We start from the raw sequence: 16,341 nt of genomic DNA, 5'->3' as shown, positions 1-16,341 counted from the left end.
AAAGGTCTTTAAGGTCAATGAAAAACTAGATACTGGATCGAACCAGATTAAACTTGATACTGAGCAATCTTATCCCAATCGAATTCAACTCCGATCCCCGGAGTTTCTGGGGCAACAGCGCGATGGTTATCGACAACAAGTGGGCGTTTTGTATATTGGTCAATAGGAAAACTATGAACTTCCAGCCATCCGGTATCAAAAGCCGAGACCAAACTTACATGCAGTTCTTGCATCCCATGAGTACAAACTGGTACACCATGTTTAGTCGCTAGGTTTGCTGCTTGCAGCCAACCTGTAATGCCGCCGCAGTTTGATGCATCTGGTTGGACGAAGCCTAATTTAGCCTGGTCCATCGCATAACCAAATTCATGAATGGTGTGCAGGTTTTCGCCCATAGCAAGTGGGATAGAGGTATTATCAGCAATCTCTGCATAACCCAGGTAGTTATCAGGTATCGTTGGTTCTTCAAACCACGTGATGTCGTATTGTTCAACGGCTTTCGACAATGTTATCGCTTGCTCGACTGATAATGAGTAGTTTGCATCAATCATAAAGGTGACGTCAGGACCGATAAACTCACGTACGGCTTTGATACGGTCAATATCTTCCTGCATGTTTTCTCGGCCGATTTTTATTTTAACGGCGTTGAACCCATCTGAAAGATAGCCTTTGATATTGTTTAGCAGTTTTTCTAACGGAAACTGAAGATCGATACCACCACAATAGGCTTGGCAAGTATGATTTTTGCCACCAGCCATTTTCCAAAGTGGTTGGTTTTCACGTTTACCTTTTAAATCCCAAAGTGCAATGTCAACACATGACATCGCAAAACTAGAAATACCACCGCGGCCTACGTAATGAATGTGCCATTCCATGAAATCATAAATTTCATCAATTTTAGATCCATCTTTGCCTAGTAGAGCTGGTTGGATATCATGTTCAAGCATCGCTTTGATAGAAAAACCGCCTTTACCACCAGTGTATGTGTAACCGGTACCTTTGCTTCCGTCTTCTAGAGTTACTGTAGTGGTAACCAATTCAAAGTGGTCGTGATCGCCATGTTTAGCGTCAGAAAGCACTTCTGCTAGAGGGATCTTAAACAACTTTGTTTCAATATTTTTAATTGCCGTATTCATACTGTTTTCTATTCCTGTTTGTGCTTAAGCGACAGATCTTACAACGTCTTGAACTAGTCTGCCGATTTCAGTCCAGTTACCAGCATTGACCAGTTCTTTATCTACCATCCACGTTCCTCCACAGGCGAGTACTGCCGATAGTGATAAGTAATCGTGAACGTTATCTGGGTTAATGCCCCCAGTTGGCATTACTTTAATTTGTTGATAGGGACCAAGCAGCGACTTGAGCATATTCAATCCACCCGACGCCTCAGCTGGGAAAAACTTAAGTGTGGTAATGCCAAGTTCGAGGGCTTGCTCGACCAATGATGGGTTATTCACACCTGGAATGATATCAATATTGTGTTTTATACAAGCTTTGATTGTCGTCGGGTTTAGTCCAGGTGAGACGATAAAGTCAGCGCCAGCTTGTTTTGCCGCAATGACTTGGTCTTCATTCAAGATTGTCCCAGCACCGATTAACATGTCTGGATACGCTGAGCGAAGCAATCTAATTGCTTCTTCTGCCGCATCGGATCGGAAGGTAATCTCAGCAACTGGGAGACCATTGACCACCAATTGCTCACCCAGTGGCAAAATATCTTCCGCTCGATCAATCGCTATAACGGGGATAACTTTATATTGAGCCAATCGCTCGTTTAGTAATGACATTATTATTCCCTTTTATTTTGAGCCAAGGCGAGATTTCACCTGCGCAAGAGTGGGCAATGGTGCAACAGCACCGTAACCGGTGATTGTGATTGAAGCGGTAGCATTAGCGTGAGCAAGACATTCTTCCAGGCTTAGTCCATTAACATAATGAGTACAGAAAGAACCTGCAAAAGAATCGCCTGCCGCCGTAGCATCTACAGGGGTTACTTGATGAGGTTTTATATGATGACGAGTGTGTTCGTTTGCCACGGTTGCACCGTCACTACCTTGTTTCAAGACCACGACCTTCGCGCCTAGTTTAAGGTAGTGGTCGATGATGTCGTCGGGTTGTTCAAGCCCTGTAAGCAACTGTGCTTCGTCAACACTAGGGAAGCAAATGTCGACGCTTGAGATTGTTTCTTCGATAATCGCTTTTGCTCTTTTCAGAGACCAGAGTTTAAGACGCAAGTTTGTGTCAAATGATACTAATGTGTCATTGCTTTTGGCAATGTCGATTGCACTAAATACCGAGTCACAACTGGTGGAGCTTATCGCTTGGGTTATGGCTGTCGTGTGAAATAATTTGGCGTGGCGAATCGCCTCTACAGGCAAGCGTGCAGGCGTGATTAATGATGCGGCTGAGCCCTTTCTCATAAATGAAAAATGATGACCTTCTTGGTCATGAGTAATAAAGTAAACACCAGTGTGAGCGTCCGGATTTGAAATAACATGGTCGGCAGATACTTGTTCTTGTTTCCACAAGTCTAGGAATCGCTTACCAAATTCATCATCGCCTAGATGCGTTAGCATACCTACGTCGGCACCTTGCCTAGCTGCTGCGATGGCGAAGTTAGACGCATCACCACCATAACCACTCAAAAAGTCCCCCTGTGTATCATCTACTTCCTTTAGTTGACTAAACTCGAACATCGGTTCACCAAAGCTCAATATTTTAGGGTATTTTGGACTGTTGTCTTTCATTTTTACACTCACAGATTGAATTTAGGTAACAGATAGAGGGCTGTTTGCCATATCACGTAGAATTGGTTTAACTTGTCCCTATACTAAATGCAGTCTCTTTTCTGGTCAACCAATCTATTGGCCATTTAAAAGCGTAATATCACAGTTCCAGTAATTGTATGTATATTACCGTATAGTAAGTTTTTCTGGTGGTTTGAGAGTGGTTATAGGTATGGTTGATACTAAAATATGTTATTTCAATCACTATTTTTTATAAAAATTGGTTGTCCAATGGCCTTGTATTGGTTCTTTATTTGTGTCTATAATTGTTTAGGGACGGCAGGATTAGGCCGATTCTTCACATAATGGTCAATCAATCGGGCTTGAAATATGACATCAACAACAAAAATTTCTGACGCTAAATATACGTCTCAAACTACTTACGATAGAGCTGAGTTAAAAACAGATATTGTTCACCTTGGTTTCGGCGCATTCCATAGAGGACACCAAGCGGTTTATAACGACCTTAGCAATGAAGCTACAGGCAAGCTTTGGGGAATCTGCGAGGTCAATCTATTTGGTCCTGAAGACCTTATTGGTAACCTTCAGCAGCAAAAAAGGGTTGTTCACTGTTGTTGAGAAGTCTGCAAGCAACACACATACCCGATTGATCAGAACGATCTCAGAGTCGATTCATACGCCAGTCGATGGTATTGAGCGTGCAATTGCTAAAATGGTGGAACCTCAGGTAAAAATAGTTTCCTTGACGATCACGGAAAAGGGCTACTGCACAGACCCGCAATCCGGTCGCCTAGATTTAAGCAATGACTTGATTCAATTTGATTTAAAGAACCCTCGTTTACCAAAATCTGCGATAGGGTGCATCACCGAAGCACTACGTCAGCGTCGTGAACTTAGCTTGATGCCTTTTAGTGTGTTGTCGTGTGACAACATTCCAGAGAATGGCTTGCTGACGAAGGATGCGGTCGTTTCATTTGCTCAAGCGTTAGATCCGGTACTTGCACACTGGATTGAAGAGCACGTGACATTCCCAAGTACTATGGTCGACAGAATCGTCCCAGCAATGACTGACGATCAATTCGATGTTATTGAACAAGAAACTGGCTATCGAGATCCTTGCGGAATTGTCTGTGAAGACTTTAGGCAGTGGGTTGTAGAAGACAATTTTGTTGCAGGCCGCCCGGATTGGGATGCTGCTGGGGCGATGTTCGTCGGTGATGTGTTGCCTTACGAAGAAATGAAACTTCGTATGTTGAATGGTAGCCACTCATTTCTTGCTTACAACGGTAGCCTAGCGGGCCACGAATTTATCTACGAATGTATGCAAGATGAAGCACTGAAAGCGGCAACGCTTCGCTTAATGACCCAAGAGCAGGCCAAATCATTACAAGAAGGGTTAGAGGTCAATCTAGAAACCTATGCCAACCTTTTGATTCAACGTTTTAGTAATACAAATATCAAACATAAAACAGGTCAAATTGCGATGGACGGTTCTCAAAAACTGCCACAACGCTCGATCGACCCATTTATGACACTGCAACGCCGCGGTATCGACAGAGTTTGTCTACCGGTCGCGATTGCGGGTTGGATGCACTACACCATTAACCAAGCGCTGCATGGTGAAACAATTTTTGATCCACTTGAGGCTATCTATAAAGAAATTGCCTTGAGTGATGCTCCTTCAGTGGAGAAAGCGAATGCACTGCTATCAATCGAAAAAATCTTTGGTTCACACAAATCCGAGAACCCAGAGTTTCACGAAAAAGTGATTGAAGCATTTATGTCTATTGAATCTAAAGGAATCAATGCTGTCATTGATTCTATTGCCGAGAATTAAGGAAACACCCATGAAAACACTTATTTGCCATGAACCAAATAGCATCGAATATATCGAACGTGATATTCCGTCGATCTTAGATAATGAAGTACTTATTAAGATTAACTCTGTAGGTATTTGTGGTACTGACATTCACGCGTACGCGGGCAGACAGCCATTTTTTTCCTACCCAAGAGTACTTGGACATGAGATCTGTGGTACAGCGGAAAAAGTAGGTCAAGCTTGTCAGTCGGCAACGCCGGGTAAGCGCTATTCTGTAATCCCTTGCGTACCTTGTGGAACGTGTTCTGCATGTAATGAAGGCAAAACAAACTGTTGTGAAAATGTATCGCTATATGGTGTTCATCGTGATGGTGGCTTTTCAGAATATTTAGCGGTTTACGAAGATAACTTAGTTGAACTTCCTGAGAACGTTAGCAGCTCAGAGGGCGCTCTGGTTGAGTGCTTCGCTATCAGTGCTCACGCTGTGCGTCGTGCTGAGATTAACGCTCGCAACAATGTCGTTGTAGTGGGTGCTGGTCCGATAGGCCTTGCCGCTGCGGCAATTGCAAAAGCGGAAGGTGCTAATGTCGTTGTGGTTGATGTTGATGCTGGCCGACGCGACCAAGTGGTTACCAAATTAGGCGTTAAATCCCTCAACCCGCTTGAGGACGAGTACGTTCAAAACTTGAAAGCAGCTTTTGGCGGTGAGTTAGCGTGTGTGTTAATGGATGCAACCGGTAATAAAGGTTCTATGTCACGCAGTGTAGATTTGATTCGCCATGGCGGAAAAATTGTATTTATCGGCCTTTATATCGGTGACTTAGTTATAGATGATCCAACATTCCATAAAAAAGAAACAACACTGTTGAGCAGTCGCAACGCAACTCGAGTGGATTTTGAACGCGTTATTGAGTTGATGGCTTCAGGCGCTATTAACCAAGATATCATGAAAAATAAAGACTATGACTTCCACACCTTCGGCAATAACTACAAGCAAGATGTTGTTGAGAATAAAGAGCTAGTCAAAGGCGTAATCAATTTTTAAAGGGAAGTAACATGTCTACAATCAACGTTAAATCAGAAGAGCTTAAATCTCTTGCGCTTGGCAAACTCCTTGCAGCAGGACTTGATGAAAAAACGGCAAATGAAGTGACGGATGTGTTAGTTCATGCCGACATCACAGGCGTGCACTCACATGGTGTAATGCGAGTTGAACACTATTGCAATAGACTTGCTGCTGGTGGTCTTAACGCAAACGCGAAGTTTACTATTGAACAAGTATCTCCTTCGGTAGCCATTTTAGACTCCGATGATGGTATGGGACATTCAGGTCTTATCGCGGCAACCAATCATGGTATTGAACTTGCCAAAGAGACTGGATTAGGTTTTGTCAGTGTTAAGAATACCTCTCATTGTGGCGCGTTGTCTTACTTCATGGAGCAAGCGACCAGTCAAGGTATGATTGCGATTGGCATGACTCAAACTGATACTTGTGTAGCGCCTCACGGTGGAGCAGAGCGATTTTTGGGCACTAACCCAATAGCGTTTGGTTTCCCTGTTGAGGGTGGCTCGCCAATGATCTTAGACATGGCAACCAGTGCAACCGCTTTTGGCAAACTATTGCACGCAAAAGAGACCAACCAATCAATAGGCGAAGGCCTAGCAATCGATGTCGAAGGCAATGTGACAACAGACCCTCATAAAGTTGAAAACCTGTTGACGTTTGGTGGTCACAAAGGGTCTGGTATCGCATTGGCAATTGATGCTTTGACTGGAGCATTGATGGGAGCAAACTTCAGCAATCACGTCGTACGCATGTACGGTGATTACGACAAGATGCGTAAACTGGCTAGCTTGGTGATTGTGATTAACCCTGAGAAGCTAGGTAATGCATTGTTCGCAGTGACTATGGCGGCGATGGTGTCTGAGCTGAGAGCCGTCGCACCAGTACCAGGTACAGAAAAAGTACTCGCGCCTAACGACCCACAAGTTGCTTACAAAGCCAAGTGTGAAGTTGAGGGCATCCCAGTCGCGAAAAGCGTCTATGCATACTTAACAAGTTAAAATAGTTCTCCAAAGTAGTGTTAACCGCCTTTTGATTTGATAGTCTCATTAGGCGGTTTAATTATATGGTCCGCCTCACTCTTAAGCCCCTACGCTTAGAGTAGGCTCTCAGAACGAGGTGAACCATATGTCTACCATCCACATTTTAGGAATCGATTTAGGTAAGCACTGCTTTCATGCAGTAGGTAATAGTTATTCTGGAAAGGAAGTTATTCGCCGTAAGTTTAATCGAAGCCAACTCCTGCGTTTCTTATCCGCACTCGAACACATAACGATTGCTTTCGAAGCCTGCGGTGGTGCACACTGGCTCGCAAGAAAGTGCCAAGCCTTTGGGCATCGAGTTCGTCTCATCCCGCCTCAATATGTAAAGCCTTATGTCAAAGGCAATAAGAACGACTTCATCGACGCAGCTGCGATAGCCGAAGCCGCCAGTCGACCAACCATGAGATTTGTCTCGGTTAAATCAGAAGAAGCTCAAGTCATCTCTGCTATTCATCGTGTACGAGAAGGCTATGTAAAAGAGCGAACCGCGTGTATGAGTCGTATTGGTGCAGTGCTACTCGAATTTGGACTCAGCTTCCCTAAAGGGCATGCGAAGATGAAAGCACTGTTTCAATGGTTAGCGGAGCAAGGTGTTGAATTGCCACAAAGTCTTATTGCTGAACTTCTCTCGATTCATGAACACTACAAGTACTTAAATGACCGAGTCTCTGAGCAAGACCAAAAGTTGAAAAGCATCGCTATAAGTAATGAAAGTGCAGAGTTGCTGAAGACCATCCCAGGGGTCGGTGATTTAACGGCAACGTTGTGCGTAGCGAACATCAGTTCAGCTTCTAATTTTGACGGAGGGCGAGAGATGGCAGCATGGCTTGGGTTAGTCCCTAGACAATTCTCAACAGGGGGGAAGTCTAAGCTGTTAGGCATGAGTAAACGAGGGAATAAACACCTAAGGACTCTATTTATTCATGGCGCTCGGGCCGTACTTTCTAGGATAGAAACTACAGGAAAGGTGTTTGGAGATTGGCTAGTGAATCTTCGAGCAACGAAACCTTTTAACGTGGTTTTAGTAGCACTTGCCAACAAGCTGGCAAGAATAGCTTGGGCGGTGTTGTACCACCGCCAAGCTTTTCAGGCTGCATAGCCATAACCAAGTTTGCAACGCCAATGAACGTGATGACAAAAACGGTCAATCGGCCAGATTAGTAACCTGTCATAAAAAATAGCATTAAATGCTTTCGGTTTTTTAAGGATAATCTGGCGCGGATATCATCGTGGAGCGGGGAAGTTAGTGTTCCCAACGTGGACTCCGAATACATTAGCGCAAACCAACTCCGTTATTACTAAATTGTAGTTGCAATAACGGGGCGGACCATACATTTTTATGGGTGGTATTTTGGTGTACAAAATTGGTTGATGGTCTCGAGACAGCCATGCTATCCATGAGTTATTTCTAGTGAAATCTGTCTCGCCGTGTTCATCATGGCATTTTTAAGCGCTTCACTTGATTCTTCTTTTGCTTTGGTTGGCAACACTGGAACCGTCAGTGCTCCAATTATTTCCCCCCTCAGACTCCCCGATTAATGTTGAAATCTCTGTTATTCCAGGAAGGAAAGGGGATTCTGCCGTAGAAAATTGGCGTTGTTTAGTTTGCGTCAGCATTGCTCGAAAAGCGCTTTTTTTTCCTTTTGTTAGTGCGCTAAAATCTTCATCTCTATCTAAAATCATCGTTTGGACGGACGCTTTACTGTTGGCTAGAAGTATATGACCTGCTGCGGATTGAGAGGGGGTTGAAAGAACACCTTCCGCGACAGCGAGAGTGATAGGACCATGGTTATTTGCATTGACGATAACCATAGACTGGCTTTGATACAACATAGACAGGTAACAAGACTGCCCACAGCTAAACGCCAAGTCTTCCATTAGAGGCAGGGCATGCCTTCGAATTCGATCTAACGGTGATATCTGCCTAGACAGAGTATAAAGCTTAAGAGACATCAGGTACTTACCTGAATCAGGATCTCGATTCAGATAACCGCGAGCCTCAAGTCCTATCAGTACGCGATAGATTTCGTTGCTACTACGATCAAGGGCAGAGGCAATTTCCGCCTGAGACAGTGGGGATTCTTGGGTAGCAAGAAGCTCAAGAATATCCAATCCTTTATCTAATGCTGGAACCGCATATTTGTTCGTCATCTTCGATACTTAGTTAGGTTAATTACACTTTATGTACTTTACTGTATTGGGATCAAAATGAGGAGCTTGAAAGCTCCTCAATCTACAACCCTTTGTCTTAAGTTAATCTATATGCCACATTTCTGGCCAATATCGATACACTCCGTGCCCGTGCTTTTCGAGTCTTTTCTTTGCGTCAGCTAAGTAACTCAGACTTTGTTTTTTAGCTTGGTCTTGATTGCCGACGAGAAGCTTGTAGCTATTTGTCGAAACTGTGTCTCCGTTTTCGTTACGAATGATACATTCGACGTCAAATGTGCCATCAGCATCCTGTGGCAACACCCAGCTTACGTTGGTAAAGAACGCCGATGAATCTGGGTCTACAGTGATTTGTATCTGATCTTCTCTGCCTGTCGGCTGTCTTTGATAATTGACCTGCCACTCTAAAACCAAATTACTGAACTCATGTTGATAGTCATTGACAACCCACAGCTCTGCGTTGAATTCCTCACCAGCTTCCCAGCGTCTCTTTTTGAAAGCAAGACTTGGTAAAAGCGGCTGATAGGTGCGTTTTAGGTATTCAAATGAGCGTTTCTTCTCACCATAATAGTCGACCACACCCCATTTGATATCAGGCACATGGGTAATAAAGTGACAAATCGCGATACCGCTCATTTTTGGTTTTTGTCGGCGATAGTGTTCTAGGGCAAATTGAATCACGGTACCCTGTGCAATTTGTGTTGCTTCGACAAACTGCTCGAGTGAGTCCATTTTGTAGTCGTTGAAGACTTCAAAGTTGAGATTTTTTAGAATATCAATATCAGCCCAATGATAGGCCCAGCTAGGTCCCATTGGCCATAGTTCTTGTTCCGGAATAAACCGTTTTAAGCTACTGACATTTGGCGATGACGCTGCAGTTAATTCTGGGATGATCGCACAGTCAAGTGACGGGTAATACTCCTCCATGAACCCCGCGCCACCCTGGTAGTAATGTTCGTTTGCATGCATCGACTCTTTGGGTTTGAACCCCATATTGATTGCTGACTCTGAGCTCAACGGAGACGCAAGTCCGTAGGGAATATTAGTGGCCGCATTGACCACTTCACCGATTCGCTCCATCAATATTTTATTGCCACTTTCTTCATGCGCACCAGAGAAGAAGACTTCCTCTCCACCCATCCAAAAAATTTGTGACGGATGATTCCTGCGTTGCGTAACGGTTTGATGGCACTCGTGTAGGACACCCTCTATAAACTCTTCATCCTTTGGATAGGCTTGTGTTGCAAGAGAGAAGTTTGTCCATACTGTGATTCCGAGTTCATCGCAAAGACGATAAAATTCAGGCACTTCTGGCGGATGCCAGCCAAAGATTCGCAAGTTATTGATATTGGCGTCTTTGACGAGGTTCAATCGATGCTGGTATTTCTCGTTATTATTGCGTCCATAGAAGAACGAGGGCTGACCACCCCAACAAGCTGAGCGAAGAAAGTGGCGTTTACCATTGATCTTGAATGTCCATGGGAACTCAACTTCTTCAGCTGTGAACCCTGGATTCATTTCCATCTCGACTTCTCTTAGTCCTATGGTTTCCGAAAATGTATCCAGAGTAGAAGTGTCTGCTTCTAACAAAGATACGTCCAGCTGATAGAGGTTAGGTTTCCCCATATCCCACGGCCACCATAGTTGAGCATTTTCTACGACGATGGTGGTTTTTACTATGTTCTGGCCCGGAGAGAGTGACACTGATAGCAGGTCAGTGTATGTCGCAGTCTCACAGTTTTTTCCGTTCACTACGGATGACAAAGACAGGCTTTTGAGATCATTACTACCATTTTTAATAACAGCTTCAATGTGTACTGTTGCGGTGTTGTCATCAAGCAAAGTTACATCGGTACGAACGTCATCAATGTGGACCGGATTCGTAGCCACTATTTTTACGGGGCGCCAGATACCAAAAGGAATTAAACCTGAGAAGTAATCCCCGGAAAAATTGACTTTTTTACCACCACAATTACGGTAGTTTTTTGGTGGTGGATCCAATTTTATCATCAGGTTATTAGAACCGTCTCTCCAATCTTCGTAACTTACGATGTCAGTAATATCAAAGTCGAAAGATGAGAACATGCCTTCGTGCCTACCGAGAAACTGGCCGTTGAGCCAAACTTCACAACTGTAATCTACACCCTCAAAAATTAGCCTTATTTGCTGACCTTTCATCGCGCTATCGATAGCGAAGCGGCGTTGATACCACCATTCGTATTCTTGAACCCACTTAGCTCGATGCATGTTTCGGCCAAAATTAGGGTCTTCAAGTTCGCCAACTCGATAAAGATCAGTGTAAACATCTCCGGGTACAGATGCGAAATTCCAACTAAAAGTCGTACCTTGGTACTCGGCAGGCAAAAGATGCAACCCTTCCTCTTTACCTTGTCCAGGTCTCATTCGCTCCATTTGCCATCGGCATCCGCTTAGGTCTTGAACTCGTCTAGTCATTATCATTCCTTCATATATAAATTCTTAATTCAAGTATAAATTTTGGAATATACAAAGGTAGGTTTTTTTGATGGTTATGTGAGGAGTAGCAAAACAAAAGATCAACAGAGTGGTTAGGGGTGATCTTTGGATCCTAAAAACGATTAAAGTCAGGTTATGAAAAAGATATTGCCGGTATTGTAATTAGGGGGGAATGTGCTGAAATCTGGGGAAGCGGGTATGGATGAGCATACATCACGCCAGAATGGCTTGCTGCATCCAATGAATGGGAGTACCTATAATTATTGTGTTCGATGATTATAGTTTTTGGTATTGAGAGCAGATCCTTCCGTAGTGGTCGTTCATGTACTTTCTTTTCACTACGGGCGCGCAACTACAGTAGTCTGTACGTCCAATGTTGTACCCTTCTTTGTAAGCTGCCTTGTTAGCCTCTGAAAGCGTGCTTATCTGTTCGCTTGACATAGGATAGAGCCCTACAACAGATTGATCATATCCGTATTGCTTCCATGTCTCTTCGTTCGCAGCCATATCAGGTGATGCTGAGCACCCACCAAGTACCAAAGCAGCAAATAACCATGTTATTCTCATTGTGACACTCCAATTGTTATGCTCACCTGTGGTCGGGTGCGACCCGTAGGTGACTGATGGCAGGCCTAGATAATGTCTATAGACAAAACTCCCGAGCCTCTAAAACCACTGCGAAAACTATTTATTTTTGGTATGACTAAAGTATCGAACAAAAACATGATAGTTCAAGTTGTTGATTAATATGTACTTTAGTTCGATATTGATACGCCAAAACGACTGATGGTGCGAACAAGTTGGTAATAGTTATTAAACTATCAATAAAAGAGGAAAACCAGTAACTTGGATTTATGCAGGTGCTAGGTGAAAGGCGAATGCTACGTGTGGAGATAATCTATCGTTAATTCAGGACGTTGCGAAAATGCGGAAAAGTTGGTGGATGAATATAGTCAAGTAGCAAGAGACTTGAGTACTTTTCCGCATGTTCTTTAGTGATTGTTTTTTGTTGATGAGTTTGAATGATAAGTATAACGACCAAGAACTGGATGTCGTACTGACAAGGACCAATCTTCGTTTGGAACTTGAGTGCGTACTAATAACAACGTTTTACCTTGGTACGTGTTTAGTTTTTTATCCGAGAAGCACGTCTGACTCTGCACATTACCATTATCACTGCCTAACCAATCGAGGTTATTTGTTTGGTCGAGTGTAAAGCTCGTATCTTTATGCACAATTGGCACACCGTTTTGATCAATGAGTGATACCACTAGGTGTTTTACTTGATCGCTGCTGGAAACCACGTCCTCTGTGATTTTAATGGAATGTGGTTCATGAGCCGTGGCGATGGTGTTAACGCATATCGAGTTGTCACTGTTTTTGCCGATCGCTTTAATAACGCCAGACGAGAAAGGTACAGCCCAACGCAACATGCGATCATTCTGTTTGTCTAAGCGACGTACACCATATGAGATATCGTTCACCCAAAGCTCAACACTAGGACAGTTGGAAATAACCTCAATAATGACCCATTCATTGTCATCGTAGTTCCAGTGTTGTTTTACTTCATGCCACGACCATAATTTTTGCTCCCACTGATGGGGATCACCTTCATACGCCGAGTAACTCGCCTTATCTATCTTAAGGTGGCTGTCTTTGGATCGGTGGGTGTAAATTTTGGTTAGAGGTGTCTTGGTCCAGAGCGATTGAAACAAAAAAGTAACCTGGTTTTTTAAATCCCGCAGTATCGAGCAACCCACTGTTGGTCGTTGTTGTAGGCCATTGATTGTGTGACTCGCCTAAGTAATTAATTCCTGTCCATAGAAAAAGCCCGGAAACAAATGGACGTTCAATAACAGCTTTCCATTCATGCCATTGTGGTAGGTTTTCGTTACCAATAATTGGCAGGTGAGGGTAGTGCTGGTGACCATAATCGTAAATGACACGTCGATAGCTATAGCCTATTACATCGAGAGCATCAGCATAGCCAGAAAGGTAACTGACTGATGGGAAAATACAGTTGGCGGTGATTGGTCGATTAGGGTCTATGGCTTTAACCCAACGAGCAAGACGCTGAGCGGTCTGACCAATGTCATATTGATGCTTGGGTAACGTATTTAGCTCATGCGCGATCTGAGATGGAGAGTTCGGTGGAAGACTCCAAAAGTAGTTACCATCCCATTTTGGATCGAAAAATCCTGTTGCTTCAACATTTCTAGGGTATGCCCATTCAATTTCGTTGCCAATACTCCACATAAACACGGATGGATGGTTGTGGTGGCACAATATGGTGTTCTCTACATCCTTTTTTGCATCTTCTTGAAAATACTCATAGGAGCCGCGAGAATAATAGTCACTGTGTTGTTCGCCCATGTTGAGGCGTTTATCTTTAGGGTAATCCCACTCATCGAAAAGTTCATCTTGTACGAGTAAACCTAGTTCGTCACAGAGATTTAGCAGTTCATTTGATGCGGGGTTATGCGCAATTCGGATAGCATTAACACCTGCACTTTTGAGAGCGAGCAATCTACGATGCCAGACTTCTCGTGGTACAGCTGCTCCTACAATACCGCCATCATGATGCAAGCATACTCCCTGAATTTTCATTGGTTTCGTGTTTAATGAAAACCCTTCAACCGGGTCAAAGTTGAAGCTTCGTATGCCGAATCTTTCTTCGGTGGTATCGCGCAAGACACCATCAACATAAAGCTCTGATAACACGGTGTAGAGATAGGGCGATTCTGTACTCCAGAGTCTAGGTCTCTCTACGGGTAGGGTGAGATTGTATTCTTCGGACTCGGTTTCAATAATCGCTTGATGTCTGCACACCGATACGGGTTCTTGTCCGTCTACTGCAAATACTTTTGAGACCAATGTCGCCGTTTTATCAATGTCTGATAATGAAAAATCAATCGCGACATTTTGATTAACTTCAGCAGAATCATATTTAATTAATGGCGTCGTGATTCTATTTTGCCATAAAGCGATATGAGACTCTTCAGTGACCACTAAATGCACATCTCTGTATATGCCTGATCCGGTATACCAACGGCTGTCGATGTAACGCGTTCGGTCGACTTTTATTAGTAGCTCATTGTCACCCTCTAAGTGTTTTGTGATGTCAATAATAAACGGAGAATAACCGTAGCGTTGAATATGGAGATGTGTACCATTTAACCATAATTGTGCATGGTTGTAGATCCCGTCGAAAACTAGGAAGGCTTTTTGTTGTTGGCTTGATTTTGGATTTATGAACTGTTTTTTGTACCAACCAATTCCACCTGGAAGATAACCTGTTGCACCATCTAATTCCGCTGAAAATGGTAAGGTGATACTCCAATCGTGCGGTAATCGAACCGATTGCCAGTCATCTGCTAAGAAGTTTGGTGTACTCTTTAAGAGAAATTGCCAATTATCATTAAATAAAACTTCTTTCCTTGGCATAATAATAGCCTTATATTTGGTCAATATTCCCTTTACGCTTGGAGTAAGCGTAATGATATTAAATAGTTAATGGCAATTGACAAAAAACGTATCATCTCCAAGCTGTCAGGAGATGATACGATGTAGCTGCTATAATTTTTAGATTAATTGCTGTTCTGGAATGTGCCTGCGTCGAGTATCTGTCGTTTAACACGGTAACGGCAAATGAAATTCCAATTCCATGATGGATCGTACTTATGGCACAAGCCCCATTCTAGTCCAGGCGTCAAGGCATCTTCTTGTTCTTCTGAGCGGAAAATGCCTAATGCTTCCGGTGCTCCCTTTATATAAGACATGATTTCAAAGTTAATACCGTCTTTTGCCCATTGAATCGTGTTTTTCTCTGGACCGTCTGTCGTAATCAAAGAAGCGATTCCGCCATTATGATGCCATACCGCGACTTCGTGGCCACTGTTCGTTATTGGGTTGTACTCTGACTTAATATATGGACCTAGAATGTGGTCTGCAATCGCAACACCATGCTTTATCTCTCGCCCACCCATATTCATCTCTTCGCCCATTGTTTCACCCTTGTAATATAGGTAAAACTTATCGTTGAAGAACATTAAACACGGATCGTGAACTTTATGACTATCAAAACTTCCCTTTGACTTCACGATAAATCGATTATCTTCGTCACCGAGCCACTCGCCATCTTTCGAAGGGCTCAGAATCGGTGCTTCAGACTTAGTCCAAGGACCAAATGGACTGTCTGACCAGGCCATTGCAATCTCTTCGTATTGGCGATTGGTATAAGGAGATTTTACAGTTTGATATACGAGATAGTATTTATTGTCGTGGACAAGCACTTCTGGCGTAAACACGGCGCGGTCGTCGTATTGACCGGCTTCTCCCGCTTGTATGGCAGGTCTTTGCTCCTTCCACGTGATGCCATCTTCAGACGTTGCATGCCAGACTTCCGTGAGATCCCATGGAAACACTTTATCGGCGATATTGCCTGTGAAACCGAGTGTTTCGCCTTCGCCCTTCGTGTACCAACAGTGATATAGTCCGTCAGCTTTAATGACGGCCGTTGGGTCTCGTCTAATCACACCATCTTCAAACTCAAAGTCACCTTTCAAATCGATAACGTCGAACTCTACCATCCATTCCGGGCCTTTCTTGTCATAGCCCAATTCGATAGCGCGACGGCTAGCGAGGCTGAGCTTTTTCCCTGAATTGTCCATATTTACCTCTGAGAATCATGTTATTTTTTAGAAAGGTAAACCAATTTTAATTTTGGTGCAATAAGTCGTATCTTAAACTGATGCATTGCGTGACAGTGCGCACGAAATTAGTGTTTTAGAAAGTGATAGGCAGCAGCCTGGTAAGGGATTAAAAGTGAGCATCGGCGATAAAATGGCAGGAGGCGGCATATTCCAGATTAGCGTTACCCCACAAAAATGCCTACACTTCGATGCTCGTATAAAGTGTTGAACATATTTCGATCAATTGGTTGGCCATATGCGTTGCATTCTTGTTGTTTGTGATTACTATCACTGAAATTAGTTCAACTATTCATTATAAATAGAAGGTATTGGT

Annotated in this window: 12 protein-coding genes and 1 pseudogene; 4 read left to right on the top strand and 9 right to left on the bottom strand. The window is 43.5% G+C overall.

The annotated features are described in order from the left end of the window. Positions 1 to 47: 47 nt before the first annotated feature. Genes AC6I8Y_RS09675 through AC6I8Y_RS09665 form a run of 3 tightly spaced genes read right to left on the bottom strand, consistent with a single transcriptional unit; the run spans position 48 to position 2,747 of the window. Positions 48 to 1,136: a 3,6-anhydro-alpha-L-galactonate cycloisomerase gene (locus AC6I8Y_RS09675; protein WP_498020050.1), complete on the bottom strand. Its 1,089-nt coding sequence runs from the start codon at positions 1,134 to 1,136 to the stop codon at positions 48 to 50. A 24-nt stretch (positions 1,137 to 1,160) separates the two neighbouring features. After that, positions 1,161 to 1,787, bottom strand: coding sequence for a bifunctional 4-hydroxy-2-oxoglutarate aldolase/2-dehydro-3-deoxy-phosphogluconate aldolase (locus tag AC6I8Y_RS09670; protein WP_498020049.1), 627 nt, complete (start codon positions 1,785 to 1,787; stop codon positions 1,161 to 1,163). Between the two features lie 12 nt (positions 1,788 to 1,799). Further along, the gene (locus AC6I8Y_RS09665) at positions 1,800 to 2,747 is read right to left on the bottom strand and encodes a sugar kinase (RefSeq protein ID WP_498020048.1); all 948 of its coding nucleotides are present in this window, start codon (positions 2,745 to 2,747) and stop codon (positions 1,800 to 1,802) included. Between the two features lie 369 nt (positions 2,748 to 3,116). Between AC6I8Y_RS09665 and AC6I8Y_RS09660 the strand changes: the two are divergent. The 4 genes and pseudogenes from AC6I8Y_RS09660 to AC6I8Y_RS09645 all read left to right on the top strand — a co-directional run bounded on the left by AC6I8Y_RS09660 (position 3,117) and on the right by AC6I8Y_RS09645 (position 7,771). Next, a pseudogene (locus AC6I8Y_RS09660) lies at positions 3,117 to 4,584 on the top strand (mannitol dehydrogenase family protein). Positions 4,585 to 4,594: 10 nt separating this feature from the next. Next, positions 4,595 to 5,611 carry a zinc-binding alcohol dehydrogenase family protein gene (locus AC6I8Y_RS09655; protein ID WP_498020047.1) on the top strand — a complete coding sequence of 339 codons (1,017 nt, stop codon included), beginning with the start codon at positions 4,595 to 4,597 and terminating at the stop codon, positions 5,609 to 5,611. Positions 5,612 to 5,622: 11 nt separating this feature from the next. Next, entirely contained in the window at positions 5,623 to 6,630 is a 1,008-nt protein-coding gene (locus tag AC6I8Y_RS09650) for an Ldh family oxidoreductase (protein ID WP_498020046.1), read from the top strand. A gap of 127 nt (positions 6,631 to 6,757) precedes the next feature. Continuing rightward, entirely contained in the window at positions 6,758 to 7,771 is a 1,014-nt protein-coding gene (locus tag AC6I8Y_RS09645) for an IS110 family RNA-guided transposase (protein ID WP_498020045.1), read from the top strand. Between the two features lie 356 nt (positions 7,772 to 8,127). Here the strand turns inward: AC6I8Y_RS09645 and AC6I8Y_RS09640 are convergent, their stop codons facing one another. The 6 genes from AC6I8Y_RS09640 to AC6I8Y_RS09615 form a co-directional block, all read right to left on the bottom strand. After that, complete coding sequence (locus AC6I8Y_RS09640) at positions 8,128 to 8,823, bottom strand: IclR family transcriptional regulator (protein ID WP_498020044.1); 696 nt, start codon at positions 8,821 to 8,823, stop codon at positions 8,128 to 8,130. 102 nt (positions 8,824 to 8,925) lie between these two features. After that, the gene (locus tag AC6I8Y_RS09635) at positions 8,926 to 11,295 is read right to left on the bottom strand and encodes a glycoside hydrolase family 2 protein (protein ID WP_498020043.1); all 2,370 of its coding nucleotides are present in this window, start codon (positions 11,293 to 11,295) and stop codon (positions 8,926 to 8,928) included. Between the two features lie 297 nt (positions 11,296 to 11,592). Further along, positions 11,593 to 11,883 carry a DUF2799 domain-containing protein gene (locus AC6I8Y_RS09630; protein WP_498020042.1) on the bottom strand — a complete coding sequence of 97 codons (291 nt, stop codon included), beginning with the start codon at positions 11,881 to 11,883 and terminating at the stop codon, positions 11,593 to 11,595. 425 nt (positions 11,884 to 12,308) lie between these two features. Further along, positions 12,309 to 13,031 (bottom strand): DUF4982 domain-containing protein, encoded by a 723-nt coding sequence (locus tag AC6I8Y_RS09625; protein WP_498020041.1) that lies wholly within the window; start codon positions 13,029 to 13,031, stop codon positions 12,309 to 12,311. Beyond that, entirely contained in the window at positions 12,958 to 14,760 is a 1,803-nt protein-coding gene (locus AC6I8Y_RS09620) for a glycoside hydrolase family 2 TIM barrel-domain containing protein (RefSeq protein ID WP_498020040.1), read from the bottom strand. The genes AC6I8Y_RS09625 and AC6I8Y_RS09620 overlap by 74 nt, the downstream gene beginning before the upstream one ends. A gap of 143 nt (positions 14,761 to 14,903) precedes the next feature. Next, positions 14,904 to 15,986, bottom strand: a complete 1,083-nt coding sequence (locus tag AC6I8Y_RS09615) for a glycoside hydrolase family 117 protein (protein WP_498020039.1) — start codon at positions 15,984 to 15,986, stop codon at positions 14,904 to 14,906. Positions 15,987 to 16,341 lie beyond the last annotated feature (355 nt).

Source organism: Vibrio sp. KUL78, from assembly GCF_059725505.1.
Note: the sequence above shows the minus strand (reverse complement) of the source record. Positions and strands in the feature narration are given on the sequence as shown.

What these genes read in the sequence shown, in the direction of transcription:
- AC6I8Y_RS09675 (WP_498020050.1), bottom strand. Translation starts at nt 1,136, where the DNA reads ATGAATACGGCAATTAAAAATATTGAAACAAAGTTGTTTAAGATCCCT.
- AC6I8Y_RS09670 (WP_498020049.1), bottom strand. Translation starts at nt 1,787, where the DNA reads ATGTCATTACTAAACGAGCGATTGGCTCAATATAAAGTTATCCCCGTT.
- AC6I8Y_RS09665 (WP_498020048.1), bottom strand. Translation starts at nt 2,747, where the DNA reads ATGAAAGACAACAGTCCAAAATACCCTAAAATATTGAGCTTTGGTGAA.
- AC6I8Y_RS09655 (WP_498020047.1), top strand. Translation starts at nt 4,595, where the DNA reads ATGAAAACACTTATTTGCCATGAACCAAATAGCATCGAATATATCGAA.
- AC6I8Y_RS09650 (WP_498020046.1), top strand. Translation starts at nt 5,623, where the DNA reads ATGTCTACAATCAACGTTAAATCAGAAGAGCTTAAATCTCTTGCGCTT.
- AC6I8Y_RS09645 (WP_498020045.1), top strand. Translation starts at nt 6,758, where the DNA reads ATGTCTACCATCCACATTTTAGGAATCGATTTAGGTAAGCACTGCTTT.
- AC6I8Y_RS09640 (WP_498020044.1), bottom strand. Translation starts at nt 8,823, where the DNA reads ATGACGAACAAATATGCGGTTCCAGCATTAGATAAAGGATTGGATATT.
- AC6I8Y_RS09635 (WP_498020043.1), bottom strand. Translation starts at nt 11,295, where the DNA reads ATGACTAGACGAGTTCAAGACCTAAGCGGATGCCGATGGCAAATGGAG.
- AC6I8Y_RS09630 (WP_498020042.1), bottom strand. Translation starts at nt 11,883, where the DNA reads ATGAGAATAACATGGTTATTTGCTGCTTTGGTACTTGGTGGGTGCTCA.
- AC6I8Y_RS09620 (WP_498020040.1), bottom strand. Translation starts at nt 14,760, where the DNA reads ATGCCAAGGAAAGAAGTTTTATTTAATGATAATTGGCAATTTCTCTTA.
- AC6I8Y_RS09615 (WP_498020039.1), bottom strand. Translation starts at nt 15,986, where the DNA reads ATGGACAATTCAGGGAAAAAGCTCAGCCTCGCTAGCCGTCGCGCTATC.